The 18,578-nt window shown below is 68.5% G+C and carries 18 protein-coding genes and 1 other RNA gene; 14 read left to right on the forward strand and 5 right to left on the reverse strand.

The genetic code is table 11. From position 1 onward, the window contains the following. Positions 1-60: 60 nt before the first annotated feature. On the forward strand, positions 61-714 hold the full coding sequence (locus tag H9L17_RS15165) for a response regulator (protein WP_187570244.1): 654 nt from the start codon (positions 61-63) through the stop codon (positions 712-714). A gap of 162 nt (positions 715-876) precedes the next feature. Here H9L17_RS15165 and H9L17_RS15170 read toward each other — a convergent pair whose 3' ends face one another. Then, the gene (locus tag H9L17_RS15170) at positions 877-3,942 is read right to left on the reverse strand and encodes an Rne/Rng family ribonuclease (RefSeq protein ID WP_187570245.1); all 3,066 of its coding nucleotides are present in this window, start codon (positions 3,940-3,942) and stop codon (positions 877-879) included. Between the two features lie 504 nt (positions 3,943-4,446). Here H9L17_RS15170 and H9L17_RS15175 point away from each other — a divergent pair. Next, the gene (locus H9L17_RS15175; RefSeq protein ID WP_425507364.1) at positions 4,447-5,370 is read left to right on the forward strand and encodes an RluA family pseudouridine synthase; all 924 of its coding nucleotides are present in this window, start codon (positions 4,447-4,449) and stop codon (positions 5,368-5,370) included. 43 nt (positions 5,371-5,413) lie between these two features. Here the strand turns inward: H9L17_RS15175 and H9L17_RS15180 are convergent, their stop codons facing one another. Beyond that, on the reverse strand, positions 5,414-5,755 hold the full coding sequence (locus tag H9L17_RS15180) for a 4a-hydroxytetrahydrobiopterin dehydratase (RefSeq protein ID WP_187570246.1): 342 nt from the start codon (positions 5,753-5,755) through the stop codon (positions 5,414-5,416). 77 nt (positions 5,756-5,832) lie between these two features. On the opposite strand from H9L17_RS15180, the gene H9L17_RS15185 reads away from it, so the two are divergent. From H9L17_RS15185 to H9L17_RS15195, 3 genes are all read left to right on the forward strand, one after another. Then, positions 5,833-6,429, forward strand: a complete 597-nt coding sequence (locus tag H9L17_RS15185; protein ID WP_187570247.1) for an NfuA family Fe-S biogenesis protein — start codon at positions 5,833-5,835, stop codon at positions 6,427-6,429. Positions 6,430-6,444: 15 nt separating this feature from the next. Next, complete coding sequence (locus H9L17_RS15190) at positions 6,445-8,187, forward strand: hypothetical protein (protein ID WP_187570248.1); 1,743 nt, start codon at positions 6,445-6,447, stop codon at positions 8,185-8,187. An 81-nt stretch (positions 8,188-8,268) separates the two neighbouring features. Continuing rightward, positions 8,269-8,592: a YnfA family protein gene (locus H9L17_RS15195; protein ID WP_223158120.1), complete on the forward strand. Its 324-nt coding sequence runs from the start codon at positions 8,269-8,271 to the stop codon at positions 8,590-8,592. A gap of 162 nt (positions 8,593-8,754) precedes the next feature. On the opposite strand, the gene H9L17_RS15200 is transcribed toward H9L17_RS15195, so the two are convergent. Genes H9L17_RS15200 through asnS form a run of 3 tightly spaced genes read right to left on the reverse strand, consistent with a single transcriptional unit; the run spans position 8,755 to position 10,777 of the window. Beyond that, a complete protein-coding gene (locus H9L17_RS15200; protein ID WP_187570250.1) occupies positions 8,755-9,063 on the reverse strand; it encodes a hypothetical protein in 309 nt (102 codons plus the stop codon). Then, positions 9,060-9,377: a hypothetical protein gene (locus H9L17_RS15205; RefSeq protein WP_187570251.1), complete on the reverse strand. Its 318-nt coding sequence runs from the start codon at positions 9,375-9,377 to the stop codon at positions 9,060-9,062. Before H9L17_RS15205 ends, H9L17_RS15200 begins: the two co-directional genes overlap by 4 nt. Further along, a complete protein-coding gene (asnS, locus tag H9L17_RS15210; RefSeq protein ID WP_187570252.1) occupies positions 9,377-10,777 on the reverse strand; it encodes an asparagine--tRNA ligase in 1,401 nt (466 codons plus the stop codon). Before asnS ends, H9L17_RS15205 begins: the two co-directional genes overlap by 1 nt. Positions 10,778-10,840: 63 nt before the next feature. Here asnS and H9L17_RS15215 point away from each other — a divergent pair, with 63 nt between their 5' ends. The 9 genes from H9L17_RS15215 to ssrA all read left to right on the forward strand — a co-directional run bounded on the left by H9L17_RS15215 (position 10,841) and on the right by ssrA (position 18,319). After that, a complete protein-coding gene (locus H9L17_RS15215; RefSeq protein WP_187570253.1) occupies positions 10,841-11,176 on the forward strand; it encodes a HesB/IscA family protein in 336 nt (111 codons plus the stop codon). A gap of 162 nt (positions 11,177-11,338) precedes the next feature. Next, a complete protein-coding gene (rpsF, locus tag H9L17_RS15220) occupies positions 11,339-11,752 on the forward strand; it encodes a 30S ribosomal protein S6 (RefSeq protein WP_187570254.1) in 414 nt (137 codons plus the stop codon). An 11-nt stretch (positions 11,753-11,763) separates the two neighbouring features. Next, a complete protein-coding gene (rpsR, locus tag H9L17_RS15225; protein WP_114961112.1) occupies positions 11,764-11,994 on the forward strand; it encodes a 30S ribosomal protein S18 in 231 nt (76 codons plus the stop codon). A 70-nt stretch (positions 11,995-12,064) separates the two neighbouring features. Beyond that, the gene (gene rplI / locus H9L17_RS15230) at positions 12,065-12,520 is read left to right on the forward strand and encodes a 50S ribosomal protein L9 (RefSeq protein WP_187570255.1); all 456 of its coding nucleotides are present in this window, start codon (positions 12,065-12,067) and stop codon (positions 12,518-12,520) included. A 361-nt stretch (positions 12,521-12,881) separates the two neighbouring features. Next, positions 12,882-14,294 carry a replicative DNA helicase gene (locus tag H9L17_RS15235; protein ID WP_187570256.1) on the forward strand — a complete coding sequence of 471 codons (1,413 nt, stop codon included), beginning with the start codon at positions 12,882-12,884 and terminating at the stop codon, positions 14,292-14,294. A gap of 55 nt (positions 14,295-14,349) precedes the next feature. Further along, positions 14,350-15,477 carry an alanine racemase gene (gene alr, locus H9L17_RS15240; protein ID WP_187570257.1) on the forward strand — a complete coding sequence of 376 codons (1,128 nt, stop codon included), beginning with the start codon at positions 14,350-14,352 and terminating at the stop codon, positions 15,475-15,477. A gap of 67 nt (positions 15,478-15,544) precedes the next feature. Next, entirely contained in the window at positions 15,545-17,050 is a 1,506-nt protein-coding gene (locus H9L17_RS15245) for a WS/DGAT/MGAT family O-acyltransferase (protein WP_187570258.1), read from the forward strand. Positions 17,051-17,143: 93 nt separating this feature from the next. Beyond that, positions 17,144-17,818 (forward strand): YiaD family glycine zipper/OmpA-like lipoprotein, encoded by a 675-nt coding sequence (locus tag H9L17_RS15250; RefSeq protein ID WP_187570259.1) that lies wholly within the window; start codon positions 17,144-17,146, stop codon positions 17,816-17,818. Positions 17,819-17,965: 147 nt separating this feature from the next. Beyond that, positions 17,966-18,319: a transfer-messenger RNA gene (gene ssrA / locus H9L17_RS15255) on the forward strand. Positions 18,320-18,578: the final 259 nt, after the last annotated feature.

An 18,578-nucleotide genomic window follows, 5' to 3' on the forward strand; every position in this document is an offset into this window, starting at 1 on the left:
CCGCTTGGCCGCGCTGCGTCCGGACGGTACCTTGTAGCCATCGGATCGGGGGAGCCGCCAATGTCCATCAGGGTGTTCATCGTCGACGACCACGCGCTGGTGCGCGCGGGATTCCGCCTGATCCTGGGCGGGGAGGCCGACATCGACGTGATCGGCGAAGCCGACAGCGCGGAAGTGGCGCTGCCGCAGATCCGCAAGCTGAAGCCCGACGTGGTGCTGTGCGACCTGCACCTGCCGGGCCTGAGCGGGCTGGAGCTGACCGAGCGCATCGTCCGCGGCGACTACGGTACCCGGGTCATCGCGGTGTCCGTTCTCGAAGACGGGCCGATGCCGCGCCGGCTGCTGGAAGCGGGCGCGTTCGGCTACGTCGGCAAGGCCTGCGACGCGGCCGAACTGCTGCGCGCGGTGCGCGACGTGGCGCGCGGCAGGAAATACCTGGCGAGCTCGATCGCGCAGGGGCTGGCGCTGGCGGGACTGCAGGGCGAAACCGCCTCGCCGTTCGACACGCTCACCCCGCGCGAGTTGGAAGTGGCGTTGCTGCTCAATCAAGGCCTGCGCCAGGAAGCCATCGCCAGGCAGCTGAGCCTGAGCGCCAAGACCGTGAACACCCACAAGACGCGGCTGTTCGAGAAGCTGGGCATCCACGACAACATCGCGCTGGCGCGGCTGGTCAGCCAGTACGGGCTGGTCGATCCCGCGCACGCGTTGCACTGACGGGTTTGCCTGGCGCGGCATACCGCTTCGTAACGGCCTGAGCACGCTTCCAGGAGCGGGGCAACCGGATCGGATTGAGCCGGTTGCCTGACGTTGATCGAAACGAAAACAGCGCCGGAGGTCCGGCGCTGTCTCGTATCGTCGCATCGTTGCAGGCGCCGATCAGGCGTGGCGCTGCGCCTCTTCGTCGTTGCCGGCTTCGCCCTTCGCGTCGACGTCGGCGACGTTCTGCGCGGTGGGCTCGGCTTCCGGCGCGGTTTCGAACAGACCGCGCGGCGGCTCGGGCTGCGGAGCGGGCGCCGCCGGGGCCTGGGCGACTTCCGCCCGCGGCGCGGCTTCCTGCACCGCGGCCACGGCCGGGGTTTCCACCGCGACGGGCGCGTCGGCCTTCGCTTCGACCGCAGCCGGTGCTTCGGCCACGGCTTCGACGGCGGCGACTTCCACCGATGCGGTCGCGGTGGCGGCATCGACCGGCGGCAGGGACTCGGACGGCGCTTCGGCCACCGCGTTCGCCGGTTCGGCTTCGATGACCAGCGGCGCCGCGTCGGCCGCGGAGGTTTCCACGATCTCCGCAGGTGCGGCCGCGGCGATGGTCGCTGCTGCCGGTTGTTGCGGCGTCACCGCGCTGGCCTTGGCCTCATCGCGCGCCGGAGCGGCGACGATGGCCGGAGCCGGAGCAACGGCGGGCTTCACCGGTTCGGACGCGGCCGGTGCGGCGGTCGCCGCCGGCGTTTCGATGTCGTCGAAATCGAACTCCGGCTGGCTGGCGTCGGTGCCCAACACTTCGTCCAGCGCCTCGTCGTGATCCAGCGCCAGGTCGTCGGCGCCACCGGCGGCTTCGCCGTTGCCGCGACGGCGGCGGCGACCGCCGCGACGGCCGCGACGGCGCTTGCCGCCGCCTTCGCCCAAGGCTTCGTCGCCGCTGCCGGACGTGTTTTCGTTGGCGTTGCCGGCATCAACCTGTGCGGCCGCGACGGCATCGGCTTCGAGCGGCGCGGCCGGGACGGCGGGCGCAACCGGAGCAGCGGCCACGGCCGGCTGCGGCGCGGTCACCGCGGTGGCTGCGGCATTCGCGGCAACGGCGGCCAGCGCCGCGGCGTCCGCGGCAGCCGGCTGGCTGGCCTCGGCCGGGCGGTCCTGCTTCGGCGGCCGGGGCTGCTTCTGCTGCTGGGCCTGCTGCTGCGGCTTGTCCTGCTTCTGCTCCTGCGGCTTCTGCGCGTTCGGCTGCCGCTCCTGCTGCGGCTGCCGTTCCTGCTTGGGCGGCTGTTGCTGCGCCTGCTTCTGCTGCTGCGGTTGTTGCTGCTTCTGTTTCTGTTTCTGCGATTCGCCACGGTTGTCGCGTTGGCGGTTGTCGTCGCGACGGCCTTCGTCGCGGCGGTTGTCGCGACCGCCACGCCCATCGCGTTCGTTGCGGCGGTTGCCGCGCTCGTCGCGACGGCCGTTGCCTTCATTGCGCGCCGGCGCCGGGGCGGGCGCGGCGGCAGGGGCGCCGCCGAACAGGCCGCGCAGCCAGCCCATCACGCCGCCGCCGTTGGCAGCAGGCGCGGGCTGCGGCTTCGCGAAGGTGGGCGCTGCCGGCTGCGGCTGCGCCGGTTCCTGCGGGGCGGGCTTTGGCTCGCGCAGCGGCGCGGGCTGGGTCGGCTGCACCTTGGTGACGGCCGGCGGCGGGATGTTGAGCTGGGCCTTGGTCAGCGCGATCGTGTTCAGCTTGCGCGGGGTGCCGCGCTGGTAGCTGGGCCTGGCGGTTTCCTCGCCCATCTCGTTGTCGCGGATGCGCGTCACTTCGTAATGCGGCGAATGCAGCTGTTCGTCGGCGACGATCACGATGGGCGCGTCGTGGCGCTGCTCGATCTCGCGCAGCGCGCCGCGCTTCTCGTTGAGCAGGAAGTTGGCGATCTCCACCGGGGCCTGCACCAGCACCTGCCCGGTGTTGTCCTTCATCGCGTGCTCCTCGGCGACGCGGATGATCGACAGCGACAGCGATTCGATGCTGCGCATGCGGCCGTGGCCTTCGCAGCGCGGGCAGACGATCTGGCTGGCCTCGCCCAGCGACGGGCGCAGGCGCTGGCGGCTCATCTCCATCAGGCCGAAGCGGCTGATGCGGCCGAGCTGCACGCGCGCGCGGTCGTACTTCAGCGCGTTCTGCAGCTTGTTCTCGACGTCGCGCTGGTGCTTGTTCGACGACATGTCGATGAAGTCGATCACCACCAGACCGCCCAGGTCGCGCAGGCGCAACTGGCGCGCGACTTCTTCCGCCGCTTCCAGATTGGTGTTGAACGCGGTTTCCTCGATGTCGCCGCCCTTGGTGGCGCGCGCCGAGTTCACGTCGATGGCGGTCAGCGCCTCGGTCTGGTCGATCACCAGCGCGCCGCCGGAGGGCAGGCGCACGGTGCGCTCATACGCGCTCTCGATCTGCGATTCGATCTGGAAGCGGTTGAACAGCGGGGTGTCGTCGGTGTAGTGCTTGAGCTTGCGCTTGTTGTGCGGCATCACCTGTTCGACGAACTCCAGCGCCTCGGCGTACATCTCCGGGGTGTCGACGAGGATTTCGCCGATATCGCTGCGCATGTAGTCGCGCAGGGCGCGCACGATCAGGCGCGACTCCTGGTAGATCAGGAACGGGGCCGGCTTGGACAGCGCGGCCTCGGCGATCGCGCGCCAGATCGACAGCAGGTAGTCCAGGTCCCACTGCAGTTCTTCCGCGTCGCGGCCCACGCCGGCGGTGCGGATGATGACGCCCATGTCGTCGGGGATGTTCAGCGCGTCCATCGCGCGCTTCAGCTCGGCGCGGTCGTCGCCCTCGATCCGGCGCGAGACGCCGCCGGCGGTCGGCGAGTTCGGCATCAGCACCATGTAGCGGCCGGCCAGCGAGATGAACGTGGTCAGGGCTGCGCCCTTGTTGCCGCGTTCCTCCTTGTCCACCTGCACCACGACTTCCTGGCCCTCGCGCAGAAGCTCCTTGATGCCGGCCTTGTGGTGATCCACGCCGGCCTGGAAGTAGTCGCGGGAGATTTCCTTCAGCGGCAGGAAGCCGTGGCGCTCGGCGCCGTATTCGACGAAGGCCGCTTCCAGCGAAGGTTCGATCCGGGTGATGCGGCCCTTGTAGATGTTGGACTTCTTGTTGTCCCGGGCCGGCTGTTCGATGTCGATGTCGTACAGGTTCTGGCCATCGACGATGGCGACCCGCAGTTCTTCCGCCTGCGTGGCGTTGATAAGCATTCGCTTCATTGTGCGTTCCTTGTGCGCCTCCACACCCGGTATGGGTGCCGCACGGAACGCCATGGGGCGTTTCGCTTCTGGATACCGCCTAGCGCGCGGTCGCGCTGGGCGCAGACCGTGCCGCTTTCGAGTTTTCCAGCGCTGCCACACCACGGCGAACCGCGGGAGCGCTTTTTCCTTGTAATGGTGTTGCTGGGCCGGCGACCGCCGCCACATGACCTGAACAGACTGAACAGATGACGGGCGCGTCGCACGGGGCGTTGTTCAACGGGCGGAGTCACGGCGCGGGGCCGGCGACGGGCGGGTTTGCCGCGCAGCCGTTAACATGTCCGCCCCGAGGGCGGTGGCAACGTCACTGCGGCGGGGCTCGCCAGGCAGGCCGGCTTTCGGCCGGATGGGCGGTAAAACGCCCGACACTTCCTGCGAAATCAAACCCTTGCATCGCCCCCCGAGTGTAGCAGATCAGCTCCCGATGACACAGCCGGACTCCCCCCCAGCAGCGGTGCGCGCACCGTGCGTATTGCCGAAGACCGCGATGGCCAGCGGTTGGACAACTTCCTGATGGGGTATTTGAAGGGAGCGCCACGCAGCCTGATCTACAAATTGATACGCAGCGGGCAGGTGCGGATCAACGGCGGGCGGGCCAAGGCCGAGCGCAAGCTGGAAGCGGGGGATGAGGTCAGAATCCCGCCTGTTCGCATCGAATTGCCACAAGATGCCGGGCGTTTGCCGCCAAAAGGCATGCTGGACGCGCTCGAAGCGGCGATCGTGTTCGAGGATGCCCGCCTGTTGGCGATCAACAAGCCCTCCGGCGTCGCCAGCCACGGCGGCAGCGGAATCAGCTTCGGCGCGATCGAGACCATGCGCGCGCTGCGCCCCCGCGATAGTCTGGAACTGGTTCATCGACTGGATCGGGATACCTCGGGCCTGCTGGTGTTCGCGAAAAAGCGCTCGGCCCTGACCGAACTGCAGCGATTGCTGCGGGAAGATCATGGATCAGGCATCGAAAAACGCTATCTGGCCCTGCTGCTGGGACGGATGCCGGACGGCACGATGAGCGTGGACGCGCCGCTGCACGTCGGCCTGCGCCAGGGCGGCGAGCGCCACGTCCAGGTCAACGCCATCGGCAAGCCGTCGATCAGCCATTTCCGCGCGCTGGAGCGCCGCGGCGGGCAGAGCTACTGCGAAATCCGCATCGAAACCGGTCGCACCCACCAGATCCGCGTCCACGCCCAGCACATCGGCCATCCGGTGGCGGGGGACGACAAGTACGGCGATGAGGCGGCCAACAGGCGCCTGCGCGAACAGGTGGGGCTGAAGCGGCTGTTCCTGCACGCCTCCACGCTGGAGTTCGCGCTGGACGGCGGCAAGGCGCCGTATTCCCTCAACGCGCCGCTGGCGCCGGAGCTGGTCGAGGTGCTGAACCGGTTGGGGTAGGTGCGGGATCGAGCCGGTTGCCTACGGCAGCCGCTCGATATTCCTAACTCGCCAGCAGGTCGGCCTTCGCCGCACAGATGAAGTCGTTCTCGCTGAGCCCCCCCACGTCGTGGGTGGAGAAGCGCACCACGCAGCGGTCGTAGTGCACCGACAGGTCGGGGTGGTGGTTCTCGGCATTGGCGACGTGCGCCAGCGCGTTCACGAACGACATCGTCCGGTAGTAGTCGGGAAAGGTGAAGGTCTTGCCCAGTGCGTGACCGTCCTCGACCAGGTCCCAGCCCGGCACCTGCGGCAGCAGTTCGCGGATGCGGGCGTCGCCGAGGCGGTGCTCGTGGCCGTGGCGGACGCTGCAGTGCGCTTGCGCGAGGGGAATGAGATCGGCCATGGCGGGCTCTCCGTGCGGGGGCTGAACCGGGTCGCGGGCGCTGCGCGCTGGCGACGCCGCGTGGCTAGAATAGTCGCATGATCCAGATTTCCGAAGCCGCGCAGGCGCATTTCCGCAAGCTGATCGAACGCGAGGCGATTCCGGGGCTCGGCGTTCGCCTGTCGGCGCAGCATCCGGGCACGCCGCGCGCCGACGTGCGCCTGGAGTTCGCCGAAGGCGACGAGTTGAGCGGCGACGAGTGGGCGGTCGATTGCGACGGCTTCACCCTGTGGCTGGACGCCGCCAGCGTCCCCTTCCTCGAGGGCGCGGACATCGATTACGCGACGATGGCCACCGGCGGCCAGCTGCAGATCCGCGCGCCCAGGATCAAGGGCTTCGCGCCGGACGCGGCCGCGTCGCTGCCCGAGCGCGTGCAGTGGGTGATCGACAACGAGATAAATCCGCAGCTGGCGATGCACAAGGGCCACGTCACCCTGACCGAGGTGACGGCGGACGGCATCGTGGTGCTGAACTTCGGCGGCGGCTGCCACGGCTGCAGCATGGTGGACATCACCCTGAAGCAGGGCGTCGAGAAGACCCTGCTGGAGAAGGTGCCGGGCCTCAAAGGTGTGCGCGACGTCACCGACCACGCCAGCGGCAGCGCCCCCTACATGCCGTCGCGCGGCGCGGCCTGACCGACCGGGGCGCGCGTGACGACGGCCGCTGACGTCATCGCCGCGCTCAACCAGCGGCGTCTGCTCAAGCTCGGAAAGCCGGAAGCGGCGGGGGAAATGCCCGCCGGCTGGCAGCGCTGGTTCGACGCGATGCCGCAGGCCGACGCGGGCGCGGCGCGGGCGCGCATCGAGGCGTGGGTGCAGCCGCTCGCGCGCGGCCTTACGTATTCGGCGCAGTCGAAGGCCACCCGCCTGGGGCTGCCGTTCTTCCATTTGCAGCGGCTGGGCCGGCCGGCGGACCCGCGCGACGAGCGCGCGCTGCGGATCGGCGTGGGCGCGGTCGACATCGTGCTGCACGTGCTGCTGGCGGCGCTGCTGCTGTGGCTGATGTATCTGCGCTTCATGGAGCTGTCGAAGCAGGGCGACGAAGAAGACGGATCCGTGGTGCAGGTCGAGTTCATCGGCCGCGGCAATGCCGCGACCGGCGGCGGCGCGCTGGCGAACGCGGGCGCGCAGTCCGCGCAGGCCTCGGCATCGCCCGCGCGCAATCCCGCGCCGACGCCCGCCCCGCAGGCTACGGAAACCCCCGCGCCCGCCGATGCGCCGCCGGCCATCGAGCAGGTGGCGACGCCGGCGCCGCAGGCCATCGACGCCAGCCGCGAAATCCCGCCGCTGGAGCGCACGCCGCCGGCGCCGCCGCAAGCCCGGCAGGTGTTGCAGGTCAGCGAAGTGCCGCAGCCGCAACCGGACGGCTTCAAGCTACCGCCGCCGCGCGAACGCAGCGTCGTCCTGCCGCAGGCGCAATTGCGCGAGGTGCAGCCGCGGCAGCAGGTCGAGACGATCTCCACTCTCGAAACGCAGCCGATCCGCACGCTGCAGCCGACCCAGCGGCAGGTACAGCTGCGCGCGCCGGAGCTGAAGGAGCAGGTGCGCGAGATCGAGGTGTTCACGCCCGACGCCAGCGCGCTGGCCCGCGAACGCGCCGTGCCGGCGGCCAGCGACCGCCAGGCGCAGGTGCAGGTGCCGCAGCTGCGAGGCCAGGTGCGCGAGATTCCGCTGAAAGCCGACGGCGGCGGTACGCCGGCGGCGCAGCCGGGCAATGGCGTCGCCGCCAGTGGCAAGGCGCCGACCGCGAGGAATGGCGCGGACAAGGCCGGCGCCACCGGCGCGGGACAGGCGCAGGCCGGCACCGGCCAGGGTGCGCGCGCCGCGCAGGCCGGCGGACGCGGCGTGACCGCGGCGGGCAGCGGTGCCGGGCCGGGCCTGAAGCCCGCGCCGGGCGGCTGGCCGGGCGCGGCGAAAAGCGATGACTGGGGCGCGTCGAAGCGCAACGTCGCGGGAACCGGCAACGGCAACGGTCGCGACGGCGACGGCAAGTCCGGCCTGTTCAACGGCGACGGCAGTGCGCGCCTGCCGGACGAATGGTCGGATCAGAACGGCGTCGACCTCGACCGCGCCGGCACCTGGCTGAAGCGGCCGGGACTGGAATACAAGGCCACCCGCTTCGACAAGTATTGGATTCCCCAGGGCACGCTGTTGCAGGAATGGGTGCGGCGCGGGATCAAGGAACTGTCGATCCCGATTCCCGGCACCGGCATCAAGCTGAAATGCGTGGTCTCGTTGCTGGCGCTTGGCGGCGGTTGCCTGCCGGTCGATCCGGACGTCAACGAACAGTCCTCGACCGGGCGCGCCGCGCCGGACGTACCGTTCAAGCCGGAACTGCAGGAAGACAACGGCAGCGTGCGCGCGCCGGAACCGGCGGCGAAGCCGGGTGGCTGACGCGTCGCGCGGGTCTTGCACGCATCGGCTTGAACGAAGAAACCAGGCCCGCCGGGAACAGGCTCGATGAATCCTGATGCATTGCGTACCGTTGGCCTGTTCGTCGCCACGGCCCTCGCGGAGATCGTCGGCTGCTATCTGCCCTGGCTCTGGCTCAAGCAAGGCCGCTCTGCCTGGCTTCTCGTTCCCGCCGCGGCGAGCCTCGCCGTCTTCGCATGGCTGCTGACGTTGCACCCGCAACCCGCCGGTCGCGTTTACGCGGCCTACGGCGGCGTCTATATCGGGGTTGCCCTGGTCTGGCTCTGGCGGGTCGACGGAATCAAGCCCACGCCCACGGATTGGCTCGGCGTCGGGCTTTGCTTCCTGGGCATGCTGGTCATCATGTTCGGCCCAAGGCAGGCCTGACGGTTCGTTCAAGCCGCCGCTTCGCGGCACGGCTTGATGCATGCGCCGGATGCGCGATCAGGACTGACGCGGATCGGGATTGCCGTTGCCGCACCTGCGCTCATTCCACGCTGTTCCGGCAGGCGGAATCTCGCTGGCGCGACAAGGACGACGTGCGTGAACCTATGCGCGCCCGCCCAGCGACTGCACCATCAGCGCGCGCAGTGCCGCGTCGTCACCCCCGCGCGGCGGCGCGACTTCGGCGAGCGAGAAGCCGCGCGCCAGCGCGTCGTCCTCGTCCAGCCCGTCGTATTCCACGAACTCGGCGTCCATCAGCGCGGCGCGCGCGGTGTCCACGCTGTCATAGGGCAGGGTGGCGCCGTCGCTGTCGAACACCTCGGCGGTGCCGGCGTCCAGTTCGCGCAGGCGCGCCCAGACCACGGTGCGGCCCAGCGTCGCCAGCCACCAGCTGTCCTGCGTCGATTGGTTCATGACAAGGCCTTTCCGATGATCCAGAGTACGCCGCCCATCGCGATGCCGCCGAGGATGACCAGCAGCGAGATCCGCGACGGCGTGGCCAGCCCCGACAGGTTGCGGTCCGGGGTGGTGCGATAGCCGGCGCGCAGCAGCCACCACAGCGCCGACGGCTTGAGGAATGCGCCTTCGCCGAGCTGCGCGTCGAGCTGCGGATGGCGGTCGCGCACGTGCACCAGCGTCAGCGGCCAGAAGATCACGAACGCGGTGGCGCCGGCGATCGCGGTGGCGAACGCGCTCAGCGCCAGGAACAGGACGAGGTCGGCGTCCATCAGAACTCCGCCGAACCCGGCGCGCGCGGGTAGGCGATGGCGTCGCGGATGTTGGCGAGGCCGCAGACGTAGACCACCAGCCGCTCGAAGCCCAGCCCGAAGCCGGCGTGCGGCACCGTGCCGTAGCGGCGGAAGTCGCGGTACCAGCCGTAATGCGCCGGGTCGAGGCCGAACTGCGCCATGCGCGCGTCCAGCACGTCCAGGCGCTCCTCGCGCTGGCTGCCGCCGATGATTTCGCCGATGCCGGGCGCCAGCACGTCCATCGCGGCGACGGTCCTGCCGTCGTCGTTGATGCGCATGTAGAACGCCTTGATCTGCTCGGGATAGTTCATGACCACCACCGGGCGGCCGACGTGTTCCTCGGTCAGCCAGCGCTCGTGCTCGGTCTGCAGGTCGAGGCCCCATTCGACCGGGAAGTCGAACTTCTTGCCGGACTTCTGCAGCAGCGAAATCGCGTCGGTGTAGTCGATGCGCTCGAACGGCGCGTTGAGGAAACCTTCCAGACGGGTGACCGCGTCCTTCTGCACGCGCTCGGCGATGAAGGCCATGTCGTCGGCGCGCTCGTCCAGCACCGCCTTGAACAGGTACTTGAGGAAATCCTCGGCGAGGTTGGCGTCGTCGTTGAGGTCGGCGAAGGCGATCTCCGGCTCGATCATCCAGAACTCGGCCAGATGGCGCGTGGTGTTGCTGTTCTCGGCGCGGAAGGTCGGGCCGAAGGTATAGACCTTGCTCAAGCTGAGGCAGTACGCCTCGACGTTGAGCTGGCCGGACACGGTGAGGAAGGTTTCCTTGCCGAAGAAGTCGCGGCTGAAGTCCACGTTGCCCTTGCCGTCGCGCGGCAGGTTCGCCATGTCCAGCGTGGAGACGCGGAACATCTGGCCCGCGCCTTCGGCGTCGCTGGTGGTGATGATCGGCGTGCTGATCCAGTAGAAGCCGCGCTCGTGGAAGAAGCGGTGCACCGCCTGCGCGAGGCAATGGCGAATGCGCGTCACCGCGCCGAACAGATTGGTGCGCGGGCGCAGGTGGGCGAATTCGCGCAGGTATTCCAGCGAGTGCTGCTTGGGCTGCATCGGATAGGTCAGCGGGTCTTCCACCCAGCCGACGACTTCGATACCGGAGGCCTGCACCTCGAAGCTCTGTCCCTGGCCCTGCGACTTCACCAGCGTGCCGGTGGCGATCACCGCGCAGCCGGTGGTCAGGTGCTTCACCTCCGATTCGTAGTTGGGCAGCGCATCGGTCGCGACCACCTGGATCGGCGCGAAGCAGGAACCGTCGCTGACGTTGACGAAGCTCAGTCCGGCCTTGGAGTCGCGGCGCGTGCGCACCCAGCCGCGCACGGAAACCTGGCCGCCTTCCGGCACGTGCCCGGCCAGCGCCTGGGCCACGGAGATCGTCGTCATCTTGAAATCCTGCGTTGCAAGCATGAAATAGAAGGGGAAGTTTACCGGAGCTACAATCCCCGCATGGCCGTCACCCTCTCCGATTCCGCCCGCGACCGCATCCGCGGCTACCTCGATGCCGACCCGAAGGCGTTGGGCCTGCGCTTCGGCGTGACCCGCAACGGCTGCTCCGGCTGGGGCTACAAGGTGGACATGGCGCGCGAGCAGGCCGCCGACGACGTGGTGTTCGACGCCGACGGCGTGCGCATCTACGTGGACGCCGTCAGCCTGCCGCAGGTGGACGGCACCCGCATCGACTTCGCCCAGCAGGGCCTGAACGCGCAGTTCACCTTCGACAACCCCAACGTCACCGGCGGCTGCGGCTGCGGTTCGAGCTTCACCACCGACGCCGGCAAATAGGGCCCGCAAGCCCGCGGTTTGCGCATAACCCCTTGATTCGCCATAATGGGCGGCTCCCGCTTGCGGGAGGCTCTTGCCCGAACGCGCCTGTCCGAACCTCGGCAGGTGGCCGAGGGCTGTCCGGCGGGCATCGCGCCTGCCGCCATCCACAAGGAAACCACCATGCGTCACTACGAAATCGTGTTCCTGGTCCATCCGGACCAGAGCGAGCAGGTCCCGGCGATGATCGAGCGCTACAAGAGCGCGATCGAAGCCGGCAACGGCAAGATCCACCGCCTGGAAGACTGGGGCCGCCGCCAGCTGGCCTACCCGATCCAGAACCTGGTGAAGGCGCACTACGTGCTGATGAACATCGAGGCCGAGCAGTCCGTGCTGGACGAGCTGGTCGACACGTTCCGCTTCAACGACGCGATCCTGCGCCATCTGGTCATGCGTCGCGACGACGCCGTGACCGAGCAGTCCCTGATCATGAAGAACAAGGACGAGAAGGGCGACAAGCCCGAGCGTCGCCGCCGCGACGACGACAGCGACAGTGCCGTGGGCACTGGCGACAACGAAAACGCCGAAGCCGCCTGAGGAGCACGTCCATGTCCAAGTTCTTCCGCCGCCGCAAGTTCTGCAAGTTCACCGCCGAAGGCGTGACCGAGATCGACTACAAGGATCTCAACACCCTGCGCCAGTACCTGACCGAGACCGGCAAGATCGTGCCGAGCCGCATCACCGGCACCAAGTCCAAGTACCAGCGCCAGCTCCAGAACGCCGTCAAGCGCGCGCGTTTCCTGGCGCTGATCCCGTACACGGACAACCACAACGTCTGATTCCTTCCGTCCATTCGGACAGCAACCGTTGCGGCGCAGCGCGCGCCGCTAACGAATACGGAGCAACACCATGCAACTGATCCTCCTGCAGAAGGTCACCAACCTCGGCAACCTCGGCGACAAGGTCGACGTGAAGCCGGGCTACGGCCGCAACTTCCTGGTCCCGCAGGGCAAGGCCGTGCCGGCCACCGCCGCCAACCTGGCCGAGTTCGAGGCCAAGCGCGCCGATTACGAAGCCAAGGCCGCCGCCACGCTTGACGCTGCCAGCGCCCGCCAGGCCAAGCTGACCGACGCCAGCGTGACCATCGCCGCCAACTCGTCCACCGAAGGCAAGCTGTACGGCTCGGTCGGCCCGCGCGAAATCGCGGAAGCCCTGACCAAGCAGCTGGGCGTCGAAGTGAACAAGTCGGAAGTGGTGATGGGCGAAGGCCCGCTGCGCCACACCGGCGAGTTCGAGGTGCACGTGCACCTGCACGCCGACGTCGACACCACCGTCAAGGTGGTGGTGGTGCCGGAAGCCGCCTGATCCATTCCAGGCAGCAACATCGCGACGGGCGCCGCAAGGCGCCCGTTTCGTTTTTGCGGGATGCCGGCCGGTCATTGGAGGCGGCGAGCCCGGCCCGGGTGCGGGACACGCCGCAAGTACGTCCATGTAGGCTAATCGGCGACATCCATGTCGCCGATTGTCCCGCGCCCGGGCCGGGCTCGCCGCCTCCAATGCCGTGGCGGTCGTCATCGCGGCTGGTGAGATTCCCACCGGTTATCCACACACTTATCTGCAACCGCCCGCGGCCATCCCCGACTACGATGACCGCTTCCATCCGACAACGACAAACGGCTTGTCACAACCGGCCGCGATTGAACATGCAAGGGGAGTCACGCAGCCGATGAGCGTCAAGCCGGGATTCCGCCCCGATTCCAGTTTCCAGACCCGCAACGAACAGCGCATCGAACAGCTGCGGGTGCCGCCGCAGTCGGTGGAAGCCGAGCAGGCGGTGCTGGGCGGGCTGATGCTGGACCCGAGCGCGTTCGATCGCGTCGCCGACCAGCTGGTGCACGAGGATTTCTATCGTCGCGACCACCAGCTGATCTACCGCGCCATCCGCGAACTGGTGGAAAAGAACCGGCCCTGCGACGCGGTGACGGTGGGCGAGTGGTTCGACTCGCAGGGTCTCGCCGAACAGGTGGCCGGCGGCGCGTATCTGGTCGAACTGGCAGCCAGCACGCCCAGCGCGGCCAACATCAAGGCCTACGCCGAGATCGTCCGCGACAAGGCGGTGCAACGCAAGCTGATCGACGTCGGCACCGCGATCGTCAACGACGGCTTCCAGCCGGAAGGCCGCGACTCCGGCGAACTGCTGGCCAAGGCCGAGCAGGAAGTGTTCGCCATCGCCGAGGGCCATTCGCGCGGTAAGCAGGACTTCGTGCCGGTGCGGCGCGCGCTGGCCGAGGCGTTCGAGGTGCTGCAGAAGCGCGCCGAGAACGGCAGCGGCGTCACCGGCCTGCCGACCGGCTACGTCGAGTTCGACCAGATGACCGCAGGCCTGCAGCCCACCGACCTGGTGATCCTCGCGGCGCGCCCGGCGATGGGCAAGACCACCTTCGCGCTCAACATCGCCGAGTACGGCGCGCTGAAGTCGAAGAAGGCGGTGGCGGTGTTCTCGATGGAAATGTCCGCCGCGCAGCTGGCGCTGCGCCTGATTTCCTCGCTGGGCCGGGTGAACGCCACGCGGCTGAAGACCGGCGACTTGGAGGACGAGGACTGGAGCCGCGTCACCGGCGCCATCGCGCAGATGAACGGGGTCAAGATCTTCATCGACGACACGCCCGGCCTGTCGCCCGAGGTGCTGCGCGCCAAGTCGCGCCGGCTCAAGCGCGAGAACGATCTCGGCCTGATCGTGATCGACTACCTGCAGCTGATGCAGGTGCCCGGCAACAGCGAGAACCGCGCCACCGAGATTTCCGAGATCAGCCGCTCGCTGAAGGGGCTGGCGAAGGAGCTGAACGTGCCGGTGATCGCGCTGTCGCAGCTCAACCGCTCGCTGGAATCGCGCACCGACAAGCGCCCGGTGATGGCCGATCTGCGCGAATCCGGCGCGATCGAGCAGGATGCGGACATGATCGTGTTCATCTACCGAGACGAGTACTACAACAAGGAAAACTCGCCGGACAAGGGCCTGGCCGAGATCATCATCGGCAAGCACCGAAACGGCCCCACCGGCAGCTTCAAGCTGAAGTTCTTCGGCGAGTACACGCGCTTCGACAACCTCGCCCACGACACCATCGGCAGTTTCGAATAAACCCATGCCGGACGTTGGCTAGGCAGCCGCGTCCGCGCGTGGTCGAATAGCGCCCATGAGCGATCTGATGAGTCAGCGTCCGACCCGCATCGTGGTCGACCTGGACGTGCTGGGCGGCAACCTGCGCGCGATCCGCGCGCACGTCGGCGTGCCGGTGATGGCCATCGTCAAGGCCAACGCCTACGGCCACGGGCTGGTGCCGGTGGCGCACCACCTGCAGGCGCAGGGCGTGGAGCAACTGGGCGTGGCCTTCGTCGAGGAGGGCATGGCGCTGCGCCGCGCCGGCATCACCGTGCCGATCCTGGTGCTGGGCGGCATCCTCGGCCGGCAGGTGGCGCAGCTGATCCAGCACGACCTGGAAATCACCGTGTCCTCGCTGGACAAGCTGCGCAAGGTCGAGGCCGCCGCCGAGCGGCTGGGCCGCAAGGCGGTGATCCACCTGAAGATCGACACCGGCATGGAACGCATCGGCGTGCACAGCTATTCCTGCGCGCCGATGATCGAGGCGGCGGTGGCCTCGCAATGGTGCGAGATCAAGGGCGTGTACTCGCACCTGGCCTGCGCCGACGATCCCGCATCAAAGATGACCGCGCAGCAGCTGGAGCGGTTCCTCGATGCTTGCGCGCATTTCGAGCGCATCGGCGCGCCGATGCCGATCCGCCACCTCGCCAATTCCGGCGGCGTGCTGCACTACCCGGAGACGTGGCTGGACATGGTGCGGCCCGGGATCATGCTCTACGGCGTGCTGCCCGATCCGGCGGCGCACCGCACGGTGGACGTGAAGCCGGCGCTGTCGCTGATCTCGCAGGTGGTCTATTTCAAGACCGTGCCGGCCGGGCATCCGGTCGGCTACGGCGCGACCTGGGCGCCGGAGCGCGACACCCACATCGTCACCGTGCCGATCGGCTACGGCGACGGCTATCCGCGCGCGCTGTCCAACTGCGGCGAAGTGCTGATCCGCGGCCGGCGCCGGCCGATCGTGGGGCGGCTGTGCATGGACCAGTTCATGGTCGATCTCGGCCCGGACGGCAGCGCCTACGTCGAGGACGACGTGGTGCTGATCGGCACCCAGGACGGCGAGACGATCAGCGTCGAGGACGTGGCCCGGCGCGCCGGGACCATCGGCTACGAAATCCTGACCCGGCTCAACGAGCGCGTGCCGCGCGAATACCGCAGCCGCTGACGCGCCGTCCGCGTTGACCGTCCGCAAGGCGGCGTGATTCACTCGCCGGACGCCCGGGGAGAGTCGAATGAGCACGTCGAAGCCGCGTCTGAAGCGTCCAGCGGAACCGCCCGGCAAACGGCGCGCCAGGCGCGAGCCGATGTCGCGCGTCGACACCGCCTGGCTGCGGATGGAGCGACCGACCAACCCGATGATGATCACCGGCGTGCTGATGTTCGCCGAGCCGATGCAGCTTGCGCAGCTGAAGAAGGTGATACAGCAGCGCTTCTTGTCCTATGCGCGGTTCCGGCAGAAGCCGGTGGACGGCGCGGCCGGCGCGCAGTGGGTGGAGGACGAGCATTTCGACCTCGACTGGCACGTGCGCCTGTCCGGGCTGCCGGGCCGGCCCGGCAAGGTGGCGGAAAAGCGCGCGCTGGAACGCTTCGTCAGCCAATTGGCGTCCAGCCCGCTCGATCCCACCAAGCCGCTGTGGCAGTTCCACCTGGTCGAGCGCTACCAGGGTGGTTCGGCGGTGGTGGCGCGCATCCACCACTGCTACGCCGACGGCATCGCGCTGGTGCAGGTGCTGCTGTCGCTGACCGACACCAGCCGCGAATCGTCCTCGGGCTCGCGCCTCGACAAGAGCTGGCTCAAGCACGAGGCCGCGCCGGTCGCGCGCCGCGTCGGCGCGATGGAGCGCTACATGAAGCTCGGCGGCAAGGCGCTGGAGCAGGGCATGGCGATGATGCAGGACCCGTCGCTGGCCACGCTGCTGGCGAAGGAGGGCGGCGACATCGCGCGCGAGCTGGTCTATGCGCTGTCGCTGCCGGACGATCCGCCCTCGCTGCTGCGTGGCCGCCTCGGCGTGAGCAAGCGCGTGGCCTGGGCCGAGCCGCTCGATCTGGAAGAAGTCAAAGCGGTGGGCCGCGCCTGCGATTGCACCGTCAACGATGTGCTGATGGCGGCCGCCGCCGGTGCGCTGCGCGGCTACATGCGCGAGCGCGGCGAAGCGCTGGAGGGCATGAGCCTGCGCGCCACCGTGCCGGTCAACCTGCGCCCGCTGGAACACGCGAAGAAGCTCGGCAACCACTTCGGTCTGGTCTTCCTCGACCTTCCGGTGGGCGAGGACAACCCGCTGCGCCGCCTGCGCCGCGTGGCCGACTGCATGAACCAGCTCAAGCAGTCGCGCCAGGCCATCGTCGCCTACGGCCTGCTGGCCGCGCTCGGCATCGCCCCGCAGCCGGTGCAGGAACTGGCGCTGGAGATGTTCAGTCGCAAGGCCAGCGCGGTGGCGACGAACGTGCCCGGTCCGCAGCAGCCGCTGTACATGGCCGGCTGCACGCTGCGCGACATCATGTTCTGGGTGCCGCAGACCGGCTCGATCGGGCTGGGCCTGTCGATCCTCAGCTATCGCGGCAAGGTGCACTTCGGGCTGATCGCCGACGCGCGCCTGATCCCCGACCCGGACGCGGTGGTGCGCCGCTTCGGCGAGGAGTTCGACAAGCTCTTGTACCTCACGATGATGGGCGGCTGGGACGCGCCGCTGGACGCCGAAGCGGCGGAGGCGCTGCTGCAAGACGCAACCGCGGCTTAACGGAACGGCGCCCGTTCACATTCAGGCCACGAACCGCCGCCTAGCCTCTGTCCGGCATCGCCACCCGCGCCATTCCAGACGAGGAGTTCCCGCATGAAACCCCAATTCAAGCTTGCGATCCTGGGCGTGTGCCTGGCCGCGTTCACCGCCGGCTGCGCCACCTACACCGGGCAGACCAACGACCCGAACGATCCCAACCGCACCAAGCGCGGCGCCCTGATCGGCGCGGCCATCGGTGCCGCCGCCGGCCTGCTCAGCGGCGACAGCGCGGTGGAGCGCCGCCAGCATGCGATGGTGGGCGCGGGCATCGGCGCGCTTGCGGGCGGCGCTGTCGGCGTCTACCAGGACCGGCAGGAAGCCGAGCTCCGCCGCGCCACCGCTGGCACCGGCGTGGACGTGAGCCGCGACGGCGACGTCATTAAGCTCAACCTGCCGGACGGCGTGACCTTCGACTTCAACAAGACCGACGTCAAGCCGCAGTTCTACCCGGCGCTGGGCACCATCGCCAGCACGCTGAAGCAGTACAACCAGACCATCGTCGAGGTCAGCGGCCACACCGACAGCATCGGCACCGACGCGGTCAACCAGCGCATCTCCGAGCAGCGCGCCAACTCGGTCGCCGGCTACCTGATCGGGCAGGGCGTGCAGCGCGAGCGCTTCGAGATCGTCGGCATGGGCAAGCGCTTCCCCATCGCCAGCAACGACACCGAATCGGGCCGCGCGCTGAACCGCCGCGTGGAAATCCGCCTGGTGCCGCTGGAGTCGTAAGCGGCTTCGCGGATCGCCGATCTGCCGGAACGGGCCGCACGCTGCGGCCCGTTTCCGTTTGCGGCATCTGAACGGCGGCGACCGCCGCGCTTGTGAACGCCGCCGCCGCCCCTATACTGGCGGGGTCGGCGACATCGACAACTTCCCGGGGGTGCACTGGCTTCGACGGGGGTCGCGAAATCGCACGGCGCATGCCGAGGGGGTAGCTTTCCTCGCTAATCCAGCTGCAAAACTCATAGTTGCCAACGACGACAACTACGCTCTGGCCGCTTAAGGCCTAGCCCCGAACCCACTTGTGCCTGTGCTCGTGGATGTAGGGTCATCATCACGGGATAGGTTCCGGCGGCGACCCGCCAACCGGCTCCGAAACTCAGCGGGTGTGGATGACGGCGTGCTTCGCACGGTGTGTTGCCGGCATCCGAGACCAAACACCGGGCTAAGCATGTAGTGCCGGGCATGGAGTGCCTTCGGACGGCGGTTCGATTCCGCCCACCTCCACCAATAACCCGTCCGTTCACGTTCGGACGACAGACAAGGGCCTGATTCCGCTGGATTTTCCATGGGGTCAGGCCCTTTTCTTTCCGCCATCGTCGCAAGTGATCGTTGCAATCCGGGGGCAGAGTCGGGGCATTGGCCGGGTTCGGTCAAGTCGTGTCCCCCAGATGCCCCCGGTGCGGCCAAGCTCGGTCGTTCACACGGCAAGAAGGTGACGAATGGCACATTCCATCGTATGAGCGGTTGCGTAAATACGAAACAGTCG

Source organism: Thermomonas brevis, from assembly GCF_014395425.1.
GTDB lineage: Bacteria > Pseudomonadota > Gammaproteobacteria > Xanthomonadales > Xanthomonadaceae > Thermomonas > Thermomonas brevis.

Bases quoted from the DNA above. Each gene is read 5' to 3' on its own strand.
- H9L17_RS15165 (WP_187570244.1), top strand. From the start codon at position 61: ATGTCCATCAGGGTGTTCATCGTCGACGACCACGCGCTGGTGCGCGCG.
- H9L17_RS15170 (WP_187570245.1), bottom strand. From the start codon at position 3,942: ATGAAGCGAATGCTTATCAACGCCACGCAGGCGGAAGAACTGCGGGTC.
- H9L17_RS15180 (WP_187570246.1), bottom strand. From the start codon at position 5,755: ATGGCCGATCTCATTCCCCTCGCGCAAGCGCACTGCAGCGTCCGCCAC.
- H9L17_RS15185 (WP_187570247.1), top strand. From the start codon at position 5,833: ATGATCCAGATTTCCGAAGCCGCGCAGGCGCATTTCCGCAAGCTGATC.
- H9L17_RS15200 (WP_187570250.1), bottom strand. From the start codon at position 9,063: ATGAACCAATCGACGCAGGACAGCTGGTGGCTGGCGACGCTGGGCCGC.
- H9L17_RS15205 (WP_187570251.1), bottom strand. From the start codon at position 9,377: ATGGACGCCGACCTCGTCCTGTTCCTGGCGCTGAGCGCGTTCGCCACC.
- asnS (WP_187570252.1), bottom strand. From the start codon at position 10,777: ATGACGACGATCTCCGTGGCCCAGGCGCTGGCCGGGCACGTGCCGGAA.
- H9L17_RS15215 (WP_187570253.1), top strand. From the start codon at position 10,841: ATGGCCGTCACCCTCTCCGATTCCGCCCGCGACCGCATCCGCGGCTAC.
- rpsF (WP_187570254.1), top strand. From the start codon at position 11,339: ATGCGTCACTACGAAATCGTGTTCCTGGTCCATCCGGACCAGAGCGAG.
- rpsR (WP_114961112.1), top strand. From the start codon at position 11,764: ATGTCCAAGTTCTTCCGCCGCCGCAAGTTCTGCAAGTTCACCGCCGAA.
- rplI (WP_187570255.1), top strand. From the start codon at position 12,065: ATGCAACTGATCCTCCTGCAGAAGGTCACCAACCTCGGCAACCTCGGC.
- H9L17_RS15235 (WP_187570256.1), top strand. From the start codon at position 12,882: ATGAGCGTCAAGCCGGGATTCCGCCCCGATTCCAGTTTCCAGACCCGC.
- alr (WP_187570257.1), top strand. From the start codon at position 14,350: ATGAGCGATCTGATGAGTCAGCGTCCGACCCGCATCGTGGTCGACCTG.
- H9L17_RS15245 (WP_187570258.1), top strand. From the start codon at position 15,545: ATGAGCACGTCGAAGCCGCGTCTGAAGCGTCCAGCGGAACCGCCCGGC.
- H9L17_RS15250 (WP_187570259.1), top strand. From the start codon at position 17,144: ATGAAACCCCAATTCAAGCTTGCGATCCTGGGCGTGTGCCTGGCCGCG.